The organism is Adlercreutzia sp. St.1H8, assembly GCF_059728655.1.
The window spans coordinates 607,133-625,422 of sequence record NZ_AP039376.1 but is presented as its reverse complement, the minus strand read 5'-3'; the positions used below and the strand labels follow the sequence as shown (position 1 = coordinate 625,422).

Annotated in this window: 18 protein-coding genes; 6 read left to right on the top strand and 12 right to left on the bottom strand. The window is 68.8% G+C overall.

Annotation, left to right across the window (positions count from 1 at the left end):
* Positions 1–229 precede the first annotated feature (229 nt).
* Both AC6I0Y_RS02175 and lepB (AC6I0Y_RS02170) read left to right on the top strand, forming a co-directional pair.
* Positions 230–475, top strand: coding sequence for a BrnA antitoxin family protein (locus AC6I0Y_RS02175; protein WP_497732780.1), 246 nt, complete (start codon positions 230–232; stop codon positions 473–475).
* A gap of 145 nt (positions 476–620) precedes the next feature.
* Positions 621–1,196 (top strand): signal peptidase I, encoded by a 576-nt coding sequence (lepB, locus tag AC6I0Y_RS02170; RefSeq protein WP_497732778.1) that lies wholly within the window; start codon positions 621–623, stop codon positions 1,194–1,196.
* Between the two features lie 559 nt (positions 1,197–1,755).
* Here lepB (AC6I0Y_RS02170) and crcB read toward each other — a convergent pair.
* Positions 1,756–2,145 carry a fluoride efflux transporter CrcB gene (gene crcB / locus AC6I0Y_RS02165; RefSeq protein ID WP_497732775.1) on the bottom strand — a complete coding sequence of 130 codons (390 nt, stop codon included), beginning with the start codon at positions 2,143–2,145 and terminating at the stop codon, positions 1,756–1,758.
* Between the two features lie 573 nt (positions 2,146–2,718).
* Here crcB and lepB (AC6I0Y_RS02160) point away from each other — a divergent pair.
* Together lepB (AC6I0Y_RS02160) and AC6I0Y_RS02155 are read left to right on the top strand one after the other, a co-directional pair.
* Entirely contained in the window at positions 2,719–3,681 is a 963-nt protein-coding gene (gene lepB, locus AC6I0Y_RS02160; RefSeq protein ID WP_497732772.1) for a signal peptidase I, read from the top strand.
* Between the two features lie 68 nt (positions 3,682–3,749).
* Entirely contained in the window at positions 3,750–4,145 is a 396-nt protein-coding gene (locus AC6I0Y_RS02155; RefSeq protein ID WP_497732769.1) for a hypothetical protein, read from the top strand.
* Positions 4,146–4,506: 361 nt separating this feature from the next.
* On the opposite strand, the gene groL is transcribed toward AC6I0Y_RS02155, so the two are convergent.
* Together groL and AC6I0Y_RS02145 are read right to left on the bottom strand one after the other, a co-directional pair.
* Positions 4,507–6,135: a chaperonin GroEL gene (gene groL, locus AC6I0Y_RS02150; RefSeq protein ID WP_160709364.1), complete on the bottom strand. Its 1,629-nt coding sequence runs from the start codon at positions 6,133–6,135 to the stop codon at positions 4,507–4,509.
* 172 nt (positions 6,136–6,307) lie between these two features.
* The gene (locus tag AC6I0Y_RS02145) at positions 6,308–6,595 is read right to left on the bottom strand and encodes a co-chaperone GroES (protein WP_160709362.1); all 288 of its coding nucleotides are present in this window, start codon (positions 6,593–6,595) and stop codon (positions 6,308–6,310) included.
* A gap of 477 nt (positions 6,596–7,072) precedes the next feature.
* Between AC6I0Y_RS02145 and AC6I0Y_RS02140 the strand changes: the two genes are divergently transcribed.
* The gene (locus AC6I0Y_RS02140) at positions 7,073–8,044 is read left to right on the top strand and encodes an IS481 family transposase (RefSeq protein WP_217983497.1); all 972 of its coding nucleotides are present in this window, start codon (positions 7,073–7,075) and stop codon (positions 8,042–8,044) included.
* Here AC6I0Y_RS02140 and AC6I0Y_RS02135 read toward each other — a convergent pair.
* From AC6I0Y_RS02135 to AC6I0Y_RS02095, 9 genes are all read right to left on the bottom strand, one after another.
* The gene (locus tag AC6I0Y_RS02135) at positions 8,041–8,745 is read right to left on the bottom strand and encodes a response regulator transcription factor (protein WP_497732765.1); all 705 of its coding nucleotides are present in this window, start codon (positions 8,743–8,745) and stop codon (positions 8,041–8,043) included. The two genes, AC6I0Y_RS02140 and AC6I0Y_RS02135, sit on opposite strands and share 4 nt — an antisense overlap.
* The gene (locus AC6I0Y_RS02130; RefSeq protein ID WP_497732763.1) at positions 8,735–9,982 is read right to left on the bottom strand and encodes a sensor histidine kinase; all 1,248 of its coding nucleotides are present in this window, start codon (positions 9,980–9,982) and stop codon (positions 8,735–8,737) included. The genes AC6I0Y_RS02135 and AC6I0Y_RS02130 overlap by 11 nt, the downstream gene beginning before the upstream one ends.
* A 126-nt stretch (positions 9,983–10,108) precedes the next feature.
* Entirely contained in the window at positions 10,109–10,927 is an 819-nt protein-coding gene (gene nadE / locus AC6I0Y_RS02125; RefSeq protein ID WP_497732761.1) for an NAD(+) synthase, read from the bottom strand.
* A gap of 367 nt (positions 10,928–11,294) precedes the next feature.
* The gene (hypB, locus tag AC6I0Y_RS02120) at positions 11,295–11,945 is read right to left on the bottom strand and encodes a hydrogenase nickel incorporation protein HypB (protein ID WP_160710185.1); all 651 of its coding nucleotides are present in this window, start codon (positions 11,943–11,945) and stop codon (positions 11,295–11,297) included.
* Positions 11,946–11,948: 3 nt separating this feature from the next.
* Positions 11,949–12,311: a hydrogenase maturation nickel metallochaperone HypA/HybF gene (locus AC6I0Y_RS02115; protein WP_497732757.1), complete on the bottom strand. Its 363-nt coding sequence runs from the start codon at positions 12,309–12,311 to the stop codon at positions 11,949–11,951.
* A 198-nt stretch (positions 12,312–12,509) separates the two neighbouring features.
* Entirely contained in the window at positions 12,510–13,292 is a 783-nt protein-coding gene (tatC, locus tag AC6I0Y_RS02110) for a twin-arginine translocase subunit TatC (RefSeq protein WP_497732755.1), read from the bottom strand.
* A 2-nt stretch (positions 13,293–13,294) separates the two neighbouring features.
* On the bottom strand, positions 13,295–13,954 hold the full coding sequence (locus AC6I0Y_RS02105; protein ID WP_497732753.1) for a Sec-independent protein translocase subunit TatA/TatB: 660 nt from the start codon (positions 13,952–13,954) through the stop codon (positions 13,295–13,297).
* 33 nt (positions 13,955–13,987) lie between these two features.
* Positions 13,988–14,206, bottom strand: coding sequence for a CASC3 protein CASC3 (locus tag AC6I0Y_RS02100; protein ID WP_160710181.1), 219 nt, complete (start codon positions 14,204–14,206; stop codon positions 13,988–13,990).
* Position 14,207: 1 nt separating this feature from the next.
* Positions 14,208–15,563, bottom strand: coding sequence for an amidohydrolase family protein (locus AC6I0Y_RS02095; protein WP_497732750.1), 1,356 nt, complete (start codon positions 15,561–15,563; stop codon positions 14,208–14,210).
* Positions 15,564–15,808: 245 nt separating this feature from the next.
* Here AC6I0Y_RS02095 and AC6I0Y_RS02090 point away from each other — a divergent pair, with 245 nt between their 5' ends.
* Positions 15,809–18,283, top strand: coding sequence for a TIGR04190 family B12-binding domain/radical SAM domain protein (locus AC6I0Y_RS02090; RefSeq protein WP_497732748.1), 2,475 nt, complete (start codon positions 15,809–15,811; stop codon positions 18,281–18,283).
* Positions 18,284–18,290: the final 7 nt, after the last annotated feature.

The following is an 18,290-nucleotide window of genomic DNA, read 5'->3' as shown; positions in this document are numbered from 1 at the left end:
GCTGCGGAGCGCTCCCCCGTCGTGCGGCCCGCGGGGCAAAACGCCGCCCAGCCGTTACAGAGCGCGTGCGGCTCCACCGCGCCCATCGCAACGCCCCGCCGCTCGGGAGAAACCTGAGCAGCCGGCTGAGAAATTTTCTCCTGCCGTATTGAATGTATTGCTCATATATGTACAATAGCAATACGCTTTTGAGACGACGAAACCACACCACAAACCTACGAGGGCGTCTATGAAGTCAAAGGGAAACAACGCTGCGGCGAGGTCTGGGCTCGTCCGAGGCGCGGCCGCTGGCCGCGGCGCGGGCGCGTCTGACGGCGCCAAGAAGGAGCGCAAGCCCGTGACGATGCGCCTTGACTTGGACGTCATCGACTACTTCAAGGCCGAGGCGGATCGCACGGGCATTCCCTACCAGAACCTGATAAACCTCTACCTGCAGGAATGCGTGGCCGAGGGCAAGACCCTCCGCTTCGCCTGACCTGCGAGCGCCGCTCGCGGGCGGCTGTCCGCATACGCGCGGGCGGCCGACGCCAAGGCCGGCGCGCCACTCGCCATCCACGAGCGGCCCGAGCACGACCCGAGCACTACCCGAGCACTACCCGAGCACGACCCCGAGGAGCACCATGTACGCAGGAGACCACGCGCGCAGCAACGCGCCCGCCATCAAGCGGGCCCTGTGGCGCCTCATTGGCTTCCTCCTGCTGTTCGCGGTGGCCAACTGGGGCATCCTGCCGCTGGCCCTGCAGGCCTACGCCATCCCCTCCGGCTCCATGGAAGGCACCATCCTCGTCGGCGACCGCGTCTACTCCGAGCGCATCAGCTACTACCTGCACGAACCCGAGCCGGGCGACATCATCACCTTCCACGATCCTGCGGCACCCGACCGCATCCTCATCAAGCGCGTCATAGCCACCGGCGGCCAGACCGTCGACCTGGCGGACGGCCGCGTGCTGATAGACGGCCAGCCGATCGACGAGCCCTACACGGGCGGAAAGCCGACCTACCCGCTCGACCCCGCGTGGAACGTGGAACTGAGCTATCCCTACGTCATCCCCCACGGCGAGCTCTGGGTCATGGGAGACAACCGCACCAACTCGCAGGACTCGCGCTACTTCGGCAGCGTCCCCGTCGAGTCGGTGACGGGAAAGGCCGTGTTCACCTACTGGCCCGTGCCGCGCATCGGCCTGCTCGACGCCTAAGGAGCGCCCTTCGAGAAGACCCTCACCACCGCGATCTCCCGAGCAGCCGCAGGAGCGCCCCGCCGGCAGAACTCGGGCCCTCGCCAGCCGGCCGACCGGGCACCCGCTCGTCGAGCCACCGCCCGCAAGGGCAGCCCGGAAGTCGTCTGCGCCGTCGAGGCCGACGCAGGGGGCCCGCCTTCGGGAGATCGCCTTTCTTTCGATCATTCGACAGCGCCAGGGAGCCGGGTCCCCCGCCCCGCATCCCAGCAGAAGGCGCGAAAAAAGGGAGCAGCCGCCTGCAGCTGCTCCCTTCTCTTTTATGCCAGGAAGCCCGGAACGCAGCACGAGGACAGATGCCAGTTTCGTCTTCGCGCACGACCGTGTTTCACGTGAAACATTCGTACGTGCTTTTGCGCGTTGCAGGCGGCGGCGTGCCCAGCCGGCCCGCACCCACTCCGTCAACCGTTCGCGGCCGGGCGGGGCCTTGCGCCGTAGCAGGGTCGACGAGGGCGGAGGCTCGCTTGAGAACCCGCGCGCCATCCAGCTCGCCGCAATCGAACGCGCCGGATCTCGCGCATCATTCCGCCAGGCCGAGGACGCCGAGAACCGTGCGGGCGAGGACCTTTCCCAGCAGAACGCCGACAAGGCAGCACACCAGACTTGCGCCCGCGTAGGTGGCACCGAGGGCCAGCTGGCCGCCCTCCAGAAGCTCGACGGTCTCGAGAGAGAACGTCGAGAACGTGGTGAAGCCACCGCACAAGCCCGTCTTGAGGAACAGCAGCGCCTCGGGCGAGAGCCCCTCCGTGCGTCCGGCGGCCTCGGCCAGCGCGCCGATAGCCACGGCACCCAGCAGGTTCACCGCAAACGTCGCCCACGGGAAGGCCCCCTCGAAGGGCACGAGCCCCATTCCGTAGCGCAGCACGGCCCCCGCAAACCCGCCGACTCCCACGCACAGCACCGCCCCCATGGATCCTCCTCGCACTTATCGCTCAGCCGCCTCGCACGGCCGGCCGAGCACCGCGCAAGGACTTGCCGACCATGATAGCCCAACGACGCCGCCCTGCCGCGCTCCGTGGCGCAACGCCGCCGACCATGCTGGAGCCTTTGCCGCGACGCGCCCTGACATCGAGACGCCGCTGCAGCACGCAGCGCCCCCTCGCCGCCAGCCGCCCCCCGCCCCACGCACTATCTCCTTCGCAGCCTTCCGTTGATCACGTACATCATCTCCTCGCTCCATCTGCTTCGCGCAAATGTTTCACGTGAAACATTCGTGCGCGCGATTCGCAACCCGCAAGCAGGAAGGCGGGGTTCTCGCCGAGCGGCGCTTCCGCTAGAATGCGGGGTACCACACCGCATGCCCCGGCCTCCGGGGACTGCTCCACAACCGAATACCCCGATGAATGACCGAAATGGAGGGCATCCGCCTTTCAAGGTCATTCACGTTCGTGGAGCCTTGCGGTGTGGTAACTGTGGTGGATGCCTTCCACATCGAGCGTCCGGCCTCCCCGCAGAAAAAGCCACCCTGCGGAAAGGAGCCTCCATGGACGCCGGCACGACCATCGCCCTCATCGCCTACTTCATCATCGGCATCGTCATCCCCATCGCCGCCTCCGTCGCCTTTGGCGTCTGCAGCGCCAACATCGCCCGGAAGAAGGGCTACAGCTACGGCGGGTTCTTCGCCCTGGGATTCTTCACCTGGCTCATCGGCCTGATCATCGCGCTGTGCCTCAACGACCGGAATCCGGCCCCGGATCCCTCTCACGAGGCGGTCTCGACGGCCGACAGCATCCTGAAATACAAGATGCTCCTCGACCAGGGGGCCATCACTCCCGCCGAGTTCGACGCCAAGAAGGCGGCGCTGCTCGGCGTTGCCGCAGCCTCGGGCGCCTCTCCGGGCGTCCCCGGCGCGGGAGCCCAGCCGACCGCCGTCCCCGACGCAGGCGCTCCGTCCCAGCCGGCCGCCGCGGCGGGCACGACGATCCCCGCCGCGCCCAAGAAGCACCGAACCGGCTGCGTCGTCGCCGTCGTGATCGGCATCGTCCTGTTCATCGCCATCGCCGTCTTGGTCTGCCTCTTCATGTTCACCCGCGTCTGCGAAGTGCGCAGCGGGTCGATGGAGGACACCATCATGGCCGGCGATGGGGTGGCCGTCGAGAACGTCAGCTATCGGTTCGGCACGCCGCTGCCGGGCGACGTCATCGCCTTCCAAGATCCCGAGATCCCCGATCGCACCCTCTTCAAGCGCGTCGTCGCCACCGAAGGGCAGGTCGTCGACCTGGTAGACGGCCAGGTATACGTGGATGGCGCGCCCCTCGACGAGCCGTACACCGCCGGTAAGCCCACCTATCCGCTCACCCCCGCCTACGGCACGTCCATCACCTACCCGTACGAGGTCCCCGCCGGGCAGCTGTGGGTGATGGGAGACAACCGCACCAACTCGCAGGACTCCCGCTACTTCGGCGCCATCCCCGCGAGCTCCGTCATCGGCAAGGCACTGCTCTAGAAAGGAATGCCCCTATACTGCTCGACTCCGATGCTGACAAGCCCAATCCGGTTCTTTCGACCCTGGTGGTGATCGTCTGCCTGATTCTCCTGTTCTCGCTCTTCGTCTTCGCCTTCGCCTCGGCGCATGTCGCGGATCGCAAGGGCGAGGGCTATGCGACCTTCTTCTTCGTCGGGCTGTTCCTGGGCGCCTTTGGCCTCGCCATCGTGGCGGCGCTTCCCGACCGGCGCATCCAGCGCAGCCGCAATCTGGCCGAGGGACTGCTGGCCTGCAAGCAGCTGCTGGACGCCGGCGCCATCACGGCCGAGGACTTCGGGCAGATGCAGGCGAACTTCGCCGTGGAGATGGAGGACCAGCGACGCAAGAGCATCGTCCCGGAGCTGGTCGTGGGCATAGGCGCCGTCGTCATCGTGGCCACCATCGGCGCCGCGTTCGGGCTGCCGTTCTTCATCTCCCTCTTCTGAGGCGGGCACCTGCCCAGAGGCGCCCGCCTCAGAAGCGCTGCCCAGAAGCAGCGCCCACGGCGAAGAGCCCCACGGCGAAGAGCCCCACGGCGAACCCGCCTAGGCGAGCCTCCCGTCTCGAGCTCCCGTCTTTCCCCACCATGAGTGTTTCACGTGAAACATTCGTGCGCTAAAGCAAACGGCCCGTCGCAGGCGACACCTGTCCTCAGCACCCTACCCCCCCAACGCAAAGGAGGCGACCCTACGGGGTCGCCTCCTTCCGAGTTAGCTGCACGCGCGGCGCCGGGTGGCGCTTTGCGCGGGGTGCGTGTGGCGTCGACCGACGGCCGAGCACCGTACGCGGGTTGTGCGGGCGCGCGGCCTAGTACATGCCGCCGCCACCGCCCATGGCGCCGGCCAGGGCGGACAGGTCCGGGCCCTCGGCCGGGATCTCGTTGATGGTGGCCTCGGTGATGAGGATGAGGCCGGCCACGGACGCCGCGGACTGCAGCGCGGTGCGGGTGACCTTCACCGGGTCGTTGACGCCCATGGCGATCATGTCGCCCTGCTCGCCGGTCTTGTAGTTGCGACCCCAGCCGGCAGCCGCCTTCTTGACCTCGGCGACCTCGACAGAGCCCTCGAAGCCGGCGTTCTCGGCGATGCAGCGCAGCGGAGCCTCCAGGGCGCGGCGGATGATGTCGACGCCCACCATCTCCTCAGCATCGCCCTCGACCGCCTCCAGCGCGGGGATGGCGTTGATGAGCGCCACGCCGCCGCCGGCGACGATGCCCTCCTCGACGGCCGCGCGGGTGGCCTGCAGGGCGTCCTCGATGCGGGACTTCTTCTCCTTGAGCTCGGACTCGGTGGCAGCGCCCACCTTGAGCACGGCCACGCCGCCGGAGAGCTTGGCCAGGCGCTCCTGGAGCTTCTCGCGGTCGAAGTCGGAGTCGACGCGCTCCAGCTCGGCCTTGATCTGAGCGATGCGGTCGTCGATGGCCTTTTTGTCGCCCGCGCCGTCCACGATGAGCATGGTGTCCTTGGTCACCTTGACGGTCTTGGCGGTGCCGAGCATGTCGATGGTGGCGTCGGCCATGGTCATGCCGAAGTCCTTGTCCACCACCTGGGCGCCGGTGACGGCGGCCATGTCCTCGAGGATGCGCTTGCGGCGGTCGCCGAAGCCGGGAGCCTTGACGGCCACGCAGTTGAAGGTGCCGCGCAGCTTGTTGAGCAGGATGGTGGCCAGGGCCTCGCCCTCCACGTCCTCAGCGACGAGGAACAGCGGACGGCCGGACTTCATGACCTCCTCCAGCAGCGGAACCATGTCCTGGATGTTGGAGACCTTCTGGTCGGTGAGCAGGATGAAGGGATCCTTGAGCACCGCCTCCATCTTCTCCATGTCGGTGGCCATGTAGGGGGAGATGTAGCCGCGGTCGTACTGCATGCCCTCGACGATGTCCATCTCCAGGCCGAAGGTCTGGGACTCCTCCACGGAGATGGCGCCGTCCTTGCCCACGGCGTCCATGGCCTCGGCGATCTTCTCGCCGATCTGCGCGTCGCCGGCGGAGATGGTGCCGACGTTGGCGATCTGCTCCTTGGTGGAGACGGGGGTGGCGGCGTCCTTGATGGCGTCCACGACCACCTCGGTGGCCTTCTCGATGCCGCGGCGGATGCCGAGGGCGTCAGCGCCGGCGGTGACGTTCTTCAGGCCCTCCTTGACGATGACGTCGGCCAGCAGCGTGGCGGTGGTGGTGCCGTCGCCGGCGACGTCATTGGTCTTGACGGCGACCTCGCGGACGAGCTGGGCGCCCATGTTCTCGATGGGATCCTCCAGGTCGACCTCCTTGGCGACGGTCACGCCGTCGTTGGTGATGAGGGGGGCGCCGTAGGACTTCTCGAGGGCCACGTAGCGGCCCTTGGGGCCGAGGGTCACCTTGACGGCGGCGGCCAGCTTGTTGACGCCGGAGGCCAGGCCGCTGCGCGCGTCGGAGTCGAACTTGATTTCCTTAGCCATGGTTCAGCTTTCCTTTCATAGGTTCCAATAAAGAGAGGCAGGCTTTTCGTGGTGAGTCGCATGGCCCCGAAAGGCCGAGCCAGCGCGAGCTCAGCAACCTTACGGCTGCGTGCGAACCCGGCGAAGAGCTTGGGGGGGGGCAGGCGGCCGCCACGAAAGGCCGTCAGGCTGGTTAGGCGATGACGGCGTAGAGGTCGTCGGCGCGGAGGATGAGCACGTCCTCGCCGTCAACCGTGATCTCGGTTCCGCCGTACTTGCCGTAGATGACCTTGTCGCCCTCCTTGACGGGCATGGGGAGGTGCTTGCCGTCCTTGTCCAGCTTGCCCTCGCCGACGGCCAGAACGATGCCGGTCTGCGGCTTCTCCTTGGCATCATGGGCCAGGTACAGGCCCGACGCCGTGGTGACCTCGGCCTCGTCCTGCTTGATGATGACGCGATCGCCCAGGGGCTTCAAATTCATGATCTGCCTTCCTTTCGAGATGCTGTTCGGAGCGCGTGTCCAGTGCTTCATTTAACCACTCCGATTTAAGGAGTGCTAGCACTCTTGTTTAACGAGTGCTAAACAAGGGCCTATCATAGCAGTGGCAAAGGAGAATGCAAGCGGCAGAAGGAAATCTCAGCGAGACGCACTGAGATTTCAGAAGGTCGCCATATTTGGGGAGACGCGGCTTCGCGACGGCCCGCCCGACGCTGGGGCGGAAACGCCGCGACGCGAGGCACGGCGAGAGCACGTCCCGCAGGTCCCCGCGGCGCCGGGCGACCCGCCCGCCGCGAAGCCGGGCCCGCGGCGCGGTCGCAGAGCCGGCCAACCGCCCGCGCCGCCGACGGGTCGCTAGCTGTTTAGCGCCAAGACGTTGTTTACATTCCGATAGTGACAAATAGGGAGGACTCCGCGATGCTGTGAGTTGTCTAGGCTTACGGCGAAGGGGGCCCTCCCATGTCACAGCATCCTAACGCAAGGCTCACCCCGAAGGGGCGGGAGACCCTCGTCTCCCGCGTAAAAGCGGGCCTCGGCGTGGCCCGGACCGCCCGCGAGATGGGCGTGAGCCGCCAGACCGCCGCGAAGTGGCTGGCCCGCGCCGCCCGCGGGGAGCCGATGTCCGACCGCTCGTCCAGGCCGCGGCGCCTGGCGCGGGCAACCCCCTCGGAGGACGTCGAGCGGGTGGTCCGGGCGCGGTCGTCGATGCTCCTCGCCCCGCTCGCGCTGGCCGCCGAGACCGGCGTGCCCGCCCGCACCTGCGCCCGGATAGTCGCGCGCTCCGGCCTGCCCCGGCTCGCAGACGTCGACCGCGTGACCGGCGAGGTCCGCCGACGGGGGCCCGCCACGCCCGTCCGCTACGAGCGCGAGGGGCCCGGCGAGCTGCTCCATGTCGACGTCAAGAAGGTGGCGCGCATCCCCGACGGCGGCGGGCACAGGGCCCGGGGCCGCGGGTGCGGGTCGGCCCGGGGCTCCGGCAGCGCCTGCCTGCACGTGGCCGTCGACGACTTCAGCCGGGTCGCCTACGCCGAGCTGCTGCCCGACGAGCGCAAGGGGACGTGCCGGGCCTTCATGGAGCGATGCCTGGGCTTCTTCGAGGGGATGGGGGTGCGCGCCGAGCGCGTGATGACCGACAACGGCCCGGGATACAGGAGCCGTGACTTCAACTCCCTGCTGGAGGAGAGGAGGATCCGCCACGTCTTCACCAAGCCCTTCAGCCCATGGCAGAACGGCAAGGTCGAGCGCATGAACCGCACGCTCGCCCAGGAGTGGCAGTACGGCAGGGCGTGGGAGAGCGAGGCGGGGAGGGCGGCCGCCCTCCCCGCCTTCCTGGAGCGCTATAATTGGAACCGGCCGCACAGCGCCTGCGGGGGCCTGCCGCCCATGTCGCGCATCGTCGGCGTAAACAACCTATTGGCACACAACAGCTAGCGGGCGCTCGGCGCGATGAGGCCGCTCTCGTAGGCGAACACCACCAGCTGGGCGCGGTCGTGAGCGTCGGTCTTGGCCATGACGCGGGCCAGGTGCGTCTTGACGGTAGCCGGAGATATGACCAGGTCAGCCGCTATCTCCTCGTTGGAGAGGCCCCGTGCGGCCAGCATGAGGATCTCACGCTCGCGGTCGGTGAGCGTGGCAAGCGCCGCGCGCAGGGCATCGCCGCGCGCGCCCGTGCCCCAGCCGGCGCGCGGGCGCGCGGCCACGAACGTCTCCACGAGGCGGCGCATCACCGACGGCTGGATGAGCGCGTCGCCGGCGGCCACCACGCGAATGGCGGCGGCGATGTCGTCGGGGTCGGCGTCCTTGAGCAGAAAGCCGCTCGCGCCGGCCGCCAGCGCGTCGAAGACGTACTCGTCGATGTCGAAGGTGGTCAGCACGAGCACGTGGGTGCCGGCGAGCAGCGGGTTGCCTGTGATGTCGCGCGTGGCCTCGATGCCGCTTTTCTGCGGCATCCGGATGTCCATGAGCACCACGTCGGGCCGCAGCTCCTGGGCGCGCAGGACGGCCTCGGCCCCGTCGCGGGCCTCCCCCACCACGCGCAGCCCATCGTAAGATGAGAGGATGGCCTTGAAGCCGCTGCGCACGAGGTCTTGGTCATCCACCACCAAAACGCGGATGTCGTTGCTAGGCTCCATGGGAACCTCCTTCGTGGGTCGGGTCGAGCGGGATGCGGGCCTGCACGCGGAAGCCGCCGCCAACGCGCGGGCCGGCCTCGAAGGAGCCGCCGAGCAGGCGGACGCGCTCGCGCATGCCCTCGATGCCGTGGCCGCCGCCAGCCGCGCCTCCGGCGCCGGGATTCGGCGCCCCACGGCCGTCGTCGTCCACGAACAGGACAGCCGCGCCCGGCTCGACGGCCAGGCAGAGGGCCGCGCGGGTGGCGCCCGCGTGGCGCACGATGTTCGTGACCGCCTCGCGCGCGATGCCAAACAGCGCCACGTCCACGAAGGCGGGCACGGCCGCGCGATCGTAGGCCTCCTGCGCGAGGCTCGCCTTGACGCCGGCGCCCTCCAGGTAGGCCACCAGGTCAGCCATGCGGTCGGTGCCCTCGGTGGGCCGCACCTCGGCCGCGCCGTCACCGGCGCGCAGCACGCCGATCATGGCGCGAATCTCCTCAAGCGCCTCCTTGGCCGTGCCGCGTGCGACAGAGATGGCCTCCTTTGCGGCAGCCGGATCGCGGTCGATGAGCCGCTCGGCCGCAGCCGCCTGGATGCTTACCGCCGAGAGCGAGTGCGCCGTGATGTCGTGCACCTCGCGCGCGATGCGCACGCGCTCCTCCTCCACGCGCCGCTCGGCCTCGGTCTCGCGCGTGCGCTCGGCGGCAAGCGCGCGCTCCTCGGCGGCGCGCAGATAGTCCTGGCGCACCTGGAGGGCGTAGCCGGCCAGGGTGGCCGCGGCCATGAAGGCGATGTTCTGCACGAGGGTGAGCGAGGCGAGCGCGTGAAGCGACGAGGTGCTCGCCGCCACCACGATCACGCCTGCCGATGCGATGCCGGCCACGGCGGCCTCGGCCCGCGAGCAGCTGTAGGCCACGGTGAACGAGGCCACGAGCGGGCCGATGAGCGACATGGACACCGCGCCCATCTGCGACTGGAAGAAGGCCCAGGCGGTGAGCACGATGAGCAGCGTCGGCCAGGGGCAGCGCCGGCGCAGCACGAGCGGCAGCGTGGTCACCGCCACCGCGAGGATGGCCGCCGGCGTGGGAACCATGGCGTCGATGCCCATGAGGCGGCGCAGGGACTCGTCGGGAATGAGCAGGTTGACCGCCACCGTGAGCTGAAGGCAGCCGAAGCCAAAGGCGCCTGCGGCTATGACCAGGTCGAAGAGCCAGTCGGTGAGCGTCTGGGGCTTGTCGTGTATGAGGAGGTTCGTCATGACCCCATGGTAGCGGAGCGGACGGACGCGCGCCATACGCCAGCGGGGGTATGAGGCGGAGCCGTTGCCGAGGGAGGCCCCGCGCGACGCAGGGGGGGGTGCGGCGCGCGCGGCGCGAAGCGGGGGCTACCCGTAGAACGGCGCCGCGGGGAAAGGCGGCTCCAGCGCGCGCTTGTAGGCGCAGGCGGCAGCGCGGGTCAAAACGCGCTCCACCTGGGCGGGGTCGTGGCCGGCAGCGACAAGCGCGGCGGCGTCCAGCCCACGCTCGAAGGCGTCCACGAGAATGGCGTCCAGCACGTCGTAGCCGATTCCCAGGCTGGCCTCGTCGCTCTGGCCGGGCGCCAGCTCGGCACTCGGCGGCTTCACGAACACGTTGACGGGAATGGGCAGCGCCTGGCCCGCCTCGGCCGCACGGCGGTTTCGCCAGCGCGCGAGGGCGAAGACGTCGGTCTTGTACAAGCCGCCGATCGGCGCAAAGGCCCCTGCCATGTCGCCGTAGAGCGTGGAGTAGCCCATGTACGACTCGCTCTTGTTGCCCGTGTTGAGCACGAGCCAGCCCCAGGCGTTGGAGAGCGCCATCAGGCAGGTCATGCGGCAGCGGGCCTGGGTGTTCTCGGCCGCCAGCCCCGCAAGGGCGCCGCCGCAGGCACGCGCCAGCACGGACTCAAAGGCCTCGAAGGGCTCGCAGATGGGCACGGTGACCACGTCGATGCCCAGGTTGGCGGCGAGCGCCTCGGCGTCATCCACCGAAGACTCGCTGGAGTAGGGGCCCGGCATCATCACGCCATGCACGTGCTCGGCGCCCAGGGCATCGACGGCCATCACGGCCACGAGCGAGGAGTCCATCCCGCCGGACAGCCCGATCACCACGTCGGCGAAACCGGCGTCCCGTACGAACGCGCGCGTGGCGCCTACGCACGCCGCGTACTTCTCAGCTGCTTCCATAAGACCGCCCTTCTCGCTTCCTTCGCCAAGCCGGCATGCCCAGTATGCCCGCGTCGTGTTTCGCCTAGGTTGCGGCCACGTGAACAAAAACCTCGTCAATCGCGCCCCTTGCTGCAAATTCGGACGGTTTTGCACTCCCTGATTGCCGTCAGGCCAAAACCGACTAGGGAAAACGCCTCCCCGCAGAGCCAAAACGGCCCCAGGGAGACTCCCCGCGGGCAAACGCCAGTGCAAAACCGTCCGAATTTGCAGTCGCCAGGCAAAAAAAAGAAGGCCGCCGCACCCGCGACGACCTGAGACCAGGCAGGGGGACGGCCGCCGGCTCGCGGATCCTGGCGCACCACGCCCGCGCGCCGGCCGCGAGCGCCTAAACGGCGCGCACGCGCTCGGCCAGCCACTCCGTCCACGCGTCCACGCCCTCGCCCGAGGTGGCGGCGAGGGGAAACACGGGCGCCTGCGGGTTGAGCCGCGTGACCGCGTCGTCGAAGGCCGCGCGATCGAAGTTGAACACCGGCAGCGTGTCCACCTTGTTGAGGATGATGGCGTCAGACACCTGGAACACGCCCGGGTACTTGAGCGGCTTGTCGTCGCCCTCGGGCACCGAGAGGATCATGACCTTGGCGTTCTCGCCCAGGTCGAAGTCGGTGGGGCACACGAGGTTGCCCACGTTCTCGATGATGATGAGGTCGAGGCGCTCCAGGTCGAGCACGTCCACGGCGCGCTTGATCATGGCGCTCTCCAGGTGGCACGCGCCGCCCGTGTTGATCTGCACGGCGGCGATGCCCTGGGCCTTGATCTTCTCGGCGTCCACGTTGGAGGCGATGTCGCCCTCGATGACGGCGATGTTGAACTCGTCGCGCAGCGCGTCGATGGTGGCCAGGATGGTGGACGTCTTGCCCGACCCCGGGCTCGCCAGCAGGTCGAGCACGAACACGTGATTGTCGGCGAAGCGCTGGCGCAGCTCGGCCGCCAGGGAGTCGTTCTTGTCCAGGATGGGCTGCTTCAGGTCGATCTTCATGCTCTACTCCTCCTCGTCGGGCAGGTCTACCTCGATGGAGTCGATCTGCAGCTCGCGACCGGCCAGAAGCTCGGTGCAGAAGCCGTCGCACTCCGGGCAGAACAGGTGGAAGCGGTCGTGCTCGAACTCGGCGCCGCACTCAAGGCAGCGGCTGCGGGGCGAGACCATGCGCACCTCGAGCTCGGCATCGGCGGTGAAGGGGTCCCCCTCCACGAGCGCCTCGAAGGAGAACACGAGCGCGTCCTCGATGGCCTCGGTCATCTCCCCCACCGACAGCGTCACCTTGAGCAGCCGCGTGGCGCCGGCCTCGCGCGCCGAGGCGGTGGCCGCCTCGAGCACGCCGGTCATTATTCCTAGCTCATGCATGGTGCATACCTCACCTCTTTTAGGTCTTGCCCACAGATTAGCGCAGCAGGTCAGCAAGAGGCCGACGGGCGCCCGGAATGGCTCCGTCACGCGGCCGAGCGCGCCGCGGCGCGGAAGGCGGGCGCATAAGGGGCCAGGCCGGACGCCCGTCGGTCCCGCAGCGTCAAATACCCTGGCGTTGCGCTGGCGGCGCCGAGGCTACTCCTCCTCGGCTGCCAGCTCGGCGTTCTGCCGCTTGATGCGGCGCGCCAGCGCCACGCGCGCCAGAAGCAGGCTCCCCTCGTAGAGGACGATCATGGCGGCGAACATGAGCAGCATGGTCACGGGCGACGCGTCGGGGGTGACCACGGCGCACAGCACCATGAGCACCACGTACACGGTGCGCCAGCTGCCACGCAGCTTCTTGTAGGGGATGACATCGAAGATCACCAGGTAGAAGATGACGAGCGGCAGCTCGAAGGCCACGCCGAAGCCAATCTCGAACTTGATGATGATGTCGACGTAGGACGACATGCGCGGCGCCACGTAGCCCAAGCCCATGGCCTGGTCGGTGAGCCACTGGAACGCCGGGTTCAAGATGATGGCGTAGCAGAACACCGTGCCGATGATGAACAGGGCCGCCGCCGCCACGAAGGTGGGGATGAACCACTTGCGCTCCTTGGGCTTGAGCGCCGGCAGGAAGAAGGCGAGCAGCTGCCAGAGGATCACCGGCGAGCAGGCCACGATGGCCGCCCACAGCGATATCTGGAAGCGCACGGCGAACGCCTCGAAGGGGTCGATGGCCTGCAGCGACGCCATGCCCGTGACCGGATCGACCGGCAGGTACTCGGCGATGGGCAGCAGCAGGAACTGACCCATGGTGGGCGTTGCCATGTAGAAGACGATGACGGCGACGGCCAGGCAGGCGACGATGCGCACGAGGCGCATGCGCAGCTCGCCCAGGTGGTCGAAGAGCGGCATGCGCGCCGGTCCGATGGGCATGGCTACTCGCCCCCCTTCTGGTCGGCGGACGCATCCGCGGCGGGGCCGGCGGCCGGGGCCGGCTCGTCTGCAGCCTCGGCGACGGGCTTGGCCTGCTCGGCCTGGCGGGCAGCGCGCTCGCGGTCGTAGCGCGCCTTGCGCTCGGAGAAGCTCATCGTGGCGGTGCTGGCGGCCGGGGCCACGCCCGACGCGCCAGCGGCCGCCGCGGCAGCGGCCACGGCGGCGCCCGTCACCGCGGGCGCCTCGGCCTCGGCGGTCGCGGCGGCGCCGGCAGCAGCCGCGCCGGCCTTCGCCTCGCCCTCGGCGCCAGCGGCCTCGGCAGCCTTCTTGGCAGCGCGCTCGCGGTCGTAGCGCGCCTTGCGGGCCGAGAAGCTCTCGGCCTTCTCGTGCGCCTGCGTGGCGGCCTTCTTCGCCTGGTCAGTGACCTTGCTCGCCTTGGCGGCGGCGTTGTCCAGGGCGTCCAGCGGGTTCTTGAAGGGCTCGTCGGCGTCCTTGTCGAACACCTCGCCCTTGAGCACGCCGGTCATCTCCTCCTGGGCGTTGCGGAACTTGGCGATGGCCTTACCCAGGGTCTTGGCCATGGCCGGGAGCTTGTCGGGCCCGAAGATGAGGAACCCGAACAGCAGGATGAGGAAGAGCTCGAATCCTCCGATACCAAACACGGATGCGGTCCTTTCTCGGATCGGTGCGGCGCCCTAGAGCGACAGCACGGTGAGCGCCATGGTGGGGATGCCCAGGGCAAGCACCAGTATGACGCAGACGACGATGGTGAAGATCTTCTTGGTCTTGGCAGCGGCCTCGGCCTTCTCCTTGGCGCGGCGCTCGCGCTCTTGCGCCGCGCGGACGCGCTCGGCGCGCTGGGCGGGGGTGAGGCTCTGCTTCTGCTTGTTCTGCTTCTTGTTGGTCTGCGCCATGCTAGGCCCTCAGCTTGCTGCGAATCTCGATGACGCGGGCGATGTTCTTGGCCACCTCCACGTCAACGTGCCACTTGTTCTTCTCATAGAGAATCCTGCCGTCCACCATGGTGAGCAGCACGTCTGCGGCCGTGGTGGTGTTGACCACGGCCGACACCGGGTTGCCCGTGGGCGCCTGATGCGAGCTGGACAGGTCGACGGCGATGATGTCGGCGCGCTTGCCGATCTCCAGCGAGCCGATCTTGTCCTCCAGCCCGAGGGCGCGGGCGCCGCCGATGGTGGCGAGCTCGAGGATGGTGGAGGTATCGAGGAAGCGGCGGGTGTTGACCGAGCGCTGGAGCAGCATGCCCAGGCGCATCTCGGTGAGCATGTCCGTCGTGTCCGTGGCGGCCGGCGAGTCCGTGCCCAGGCCCACGCGCAGGCCCGCGCGCAAGAACTCGTCGAGGGGCGCCACGCCCATACCCAGCTGGGAGTTGGCGCGAGGGCATACGCACACCGACACGTTGTGCTCGCGCAGCTTCTTCACGTCCTCGTCCGTCACGTGGACGGCGTGGACGACCATGACGTTGGGCGCGTCGAAGGCGCCCCAGTTGAGCGCGTAGCGCACCGGGGTGACGCCGGTGGGCAGCCACGGCGGGATCTCCACGTAGCCGCGCTTGGCGTCCATGGTGTGCACCGCGAACGGCGACGAGCCATACATGACGAAGTTGAACTCCTCGCGGCTGCCGGCCAGGCGCATGGCCACGGGCAGGTCCTCCTTGCAGGCCAGGTCGCTCACGCGGGCGAACACGGAGGGATGGTTGGTGAAGACCGGCGCGGGCGCGACGCCGATGGTGACGCGAGAGGAGTCGACCTCCTCGCGCCAGTGGAGGATGTCCTTCTGGGCGGAGTGCACGGCGTAGTCGACGCGGTTCTTGTCCATGGCGCCCACCTCGCGGTAGATGACCGCACGCAGGCCCAGCTTCTGGGCGGCGGTGCAGGCAGCGCCGGTGGCGGTGATGTCGGCCACGGTGGTGATGCCGCTGGAGAGGGCGTCCAGGCCGCCGAGGATGGCGGAGTCGAACCAGTCGGTCATCTCCATGGCGCTCGCCTTCTCGGCCAGGGCCATGAGCCAGGTGGCGTAGGGAACGTCCGAGAGCAGGCCGCGCATGACGGAGTTCTCCATGCGGGTGTGCAGGTCGATGAGGCCGGGCATGACGGCGGACACGCCGTAGTCGAGCACCTCTTCCTCGGGATAGCGCAGGCGCAGCATGTCCACGTCGCCGATGTCGCGGATGACACCGTCGCGCACGAGGATGGCGCCGTTGCGCAGGGGCTCGGAGGTGACCGGGAGGATGTACTGTGCGCAGATAAGCATATGACCCTCTCGTCGGCTCGAACGCGCAGGACGCGAAGCCCGCGCGCGGTTTACATAGAGACTTGCATGATAGCACTGGCCGCCGGGGCGGGCCCCCAGACACACAGCTTATGCGTGAAATGAGGGGGACGGCGGATGGCGGCGGACGGCCCGAGCGGCCGCGCGAGGGGTCAGCCGGGCGGCCTGCCGCCTTCCCCGCTTCGCAGGGCCTCCGCCCTGCTATACTCCGCACTATTATGCAGACTATGGATATCACTTATATACACGCGCCCGCCACCTACGACTTCCGCGAGCGCTCCATCATGTACGGACCGGTGTCGGACATGGTGCCCTCCACGCCCATCTTCGAGATGTACCCGCTCGGGCTCACCACCCTGTGCGAGTACCTCGAGCGCCACGGGCTGCGCGCCCGCATCTACAACCTCGCGTCGATGATGCTGCACAAGCGCAACTTCGACGTGGAGCGCAACCTGGCGCGGCTCGACTCGCGCCTGTTCGGCATCGACCTGCACTGGATGCCGCACTGCCACGGCTCCATCGAGGTGGCCAAGATCCTCAAGCGGCTCCATCCCGACGTGCCCATCTCCTTCGGCGGGCTGTCGTCATCCATCTTCCACGAGGACCTCATCGCCTACGACTGCATCGACTACGTGTTCCGCGGCGACTCCACCGAGGAGCCCATGCGGATGCTCGTCGAGCGCGTGAGCCGGGCGGCGCGCACCCACACGCCCATCGGCGACCTGTCGGACATCCCCAACCTCACCTGGAAGGACGCCACGGGCGCGGTGCACATCAACCCGCTGTCGTGGGTGCCCGACGACATGAACGCCATCTCGCTCGACTACGACTATCCCATGAAGGGCGTCCTGCGCCACCACGACATGACGAGCTATCTGCCCATGAAGGGGTGGCTGTCCTATCCGGTGACGGCGTCGCTGACGTGCCGCGGCTGCTCGCGCAACTGCGCCACCTGCGGCGGGTCGGCCTACGCCTTCAAGAACCACTTCGGGCGCCGGCGCGTGGCGTGGCGCGCGCCTGAGCTGCTCATCCGCGACATCCAGCACGTGCAGGAGCACGTGTGGGGGCCCATCTTCGTGCTCAACGACTTCCTGCAGGCCGGCCCCGAGTACACCCGCGAGTTCATCACGGGGCTCAAGGACAAGGTGAACAACCCTATCGGCTTCGAGTTCTTCGGCCCGCCGCCGGGGGGCGACGACTTCTACTCGATGCTCGACGAGAACCTCAAGAGCTGGTCGGTGGAGATCTCGGCCGAAAGTCACGACGACGACGTGCGCAAGGCCTTCGGCAAGGGGCACTACACCATGCGCGAGCTGGAGGACACCATCGTCGACGCGCTGTCGCACCCCAACTGCGAGCGGTTCGACCTGTACTTCATGACCGGCATCCCCAAGCAGACCGCCGCGAGCGTGCGCGAGACGGGCGAGTACGTGCGCCACCTCTACGAGCGCGTGGGCTACGACCCGCGCCTGGTGGTGCTCACGAGCCCCATGGCGCCGTTTCTGGACGTGGGGTCCATCGCCTTCGACAACCCCGAGGCCTACGGCTACAAGCTGCGCGCGCGGACGTTCGAGGAACACCGCGAGCGCATGATCCTGCCCTCGTGGAAGCACATCATGAACTACGAGAGCACCTCCATGTCCAACGACGAGATGGTGGAGGCCACCTACGACGCGGCCCTCGACCTCAACCGCATCAAAGGCGAGCACGGCATCCTCGACCCGGCCATGGCGGCGGCCACCGACCGCCGCATCCGCGAGGCGCGCGAGCAGATGCGGCGCCTGGACGAGGTGCTCTACGAGGGCACGGGGCGCATCGACGCGCGGCTGGCGGCGCTCAAGGAGGAGTTCGAGCGGCTCTCCGAGAGCACGGTGGCGGAGAAGTCGGAGCTCAACTGGGCCTTCGACGTGAAGCCCACCCATGCGGCGCACCTGGCGAAGCTGTGGCTGACCAACGAGCCGGCCAACTTCGCCGCGCGCCTGGCCGGCAAGACGCGGCCGGCGTGCTCGGGCTTCGACTACCCCGACCAGGAAAACGGCGTGCGCTCGCCCGCCTGGAACCCCGACGGCACCGCCAACTGCACCTTCAAGGGCGAGGTGACCGACGGCATGGGCGACGGCCGCACCCTGGCCGACGAGCACGGCGAGCAGGTGGCCGCCGCCGGCAGCGTGGTGGCGCCCGGGTTCTCGCGCGCCAACACGAACGAGGCCTTCGACGCGGCCAACGCCCAGCTCGAGGCCGGGCGCGCCGGCACGTCGTCGGTAGCCGGCGCGGCGCCGGCCGTGCCGGAGGCTGCGCGCGCCACCGTGGAGCGCGACCCCCTGCTCGAGCAGATGATGGCCGAGGAGCGCGAGCGCGCGGCCGCGGAGGCAGCGAGCGCGGGCACGGCGGTCGGGCGCGGGCGACGCGTGAAGGACGCCGGCGGGCTCAAGGGCGCCGGCGGGCGCGCCGGGGCGCGGGATGCGCGCAAGCTCGACCGGCTGCGCGACCGCAAGCCGGACGCGGGCGCCGGAGCCGTGGAGGGCGCGGACGGCGGCGATGCCGCCGGCGGGCGCCACGGCGCCAGGCGCGCGCGGGGCGGGCGCAAGGGCTACGTGCGCGTGGACGAGGACGCGCCGGGCGCACGGGCCGGCTTCGCGGACGCGGGCCGAAGAGCCGACGCGCCCGCGAAGCCGGCTGACCACATGGAGGAGGACTCGTGAGCGAGGA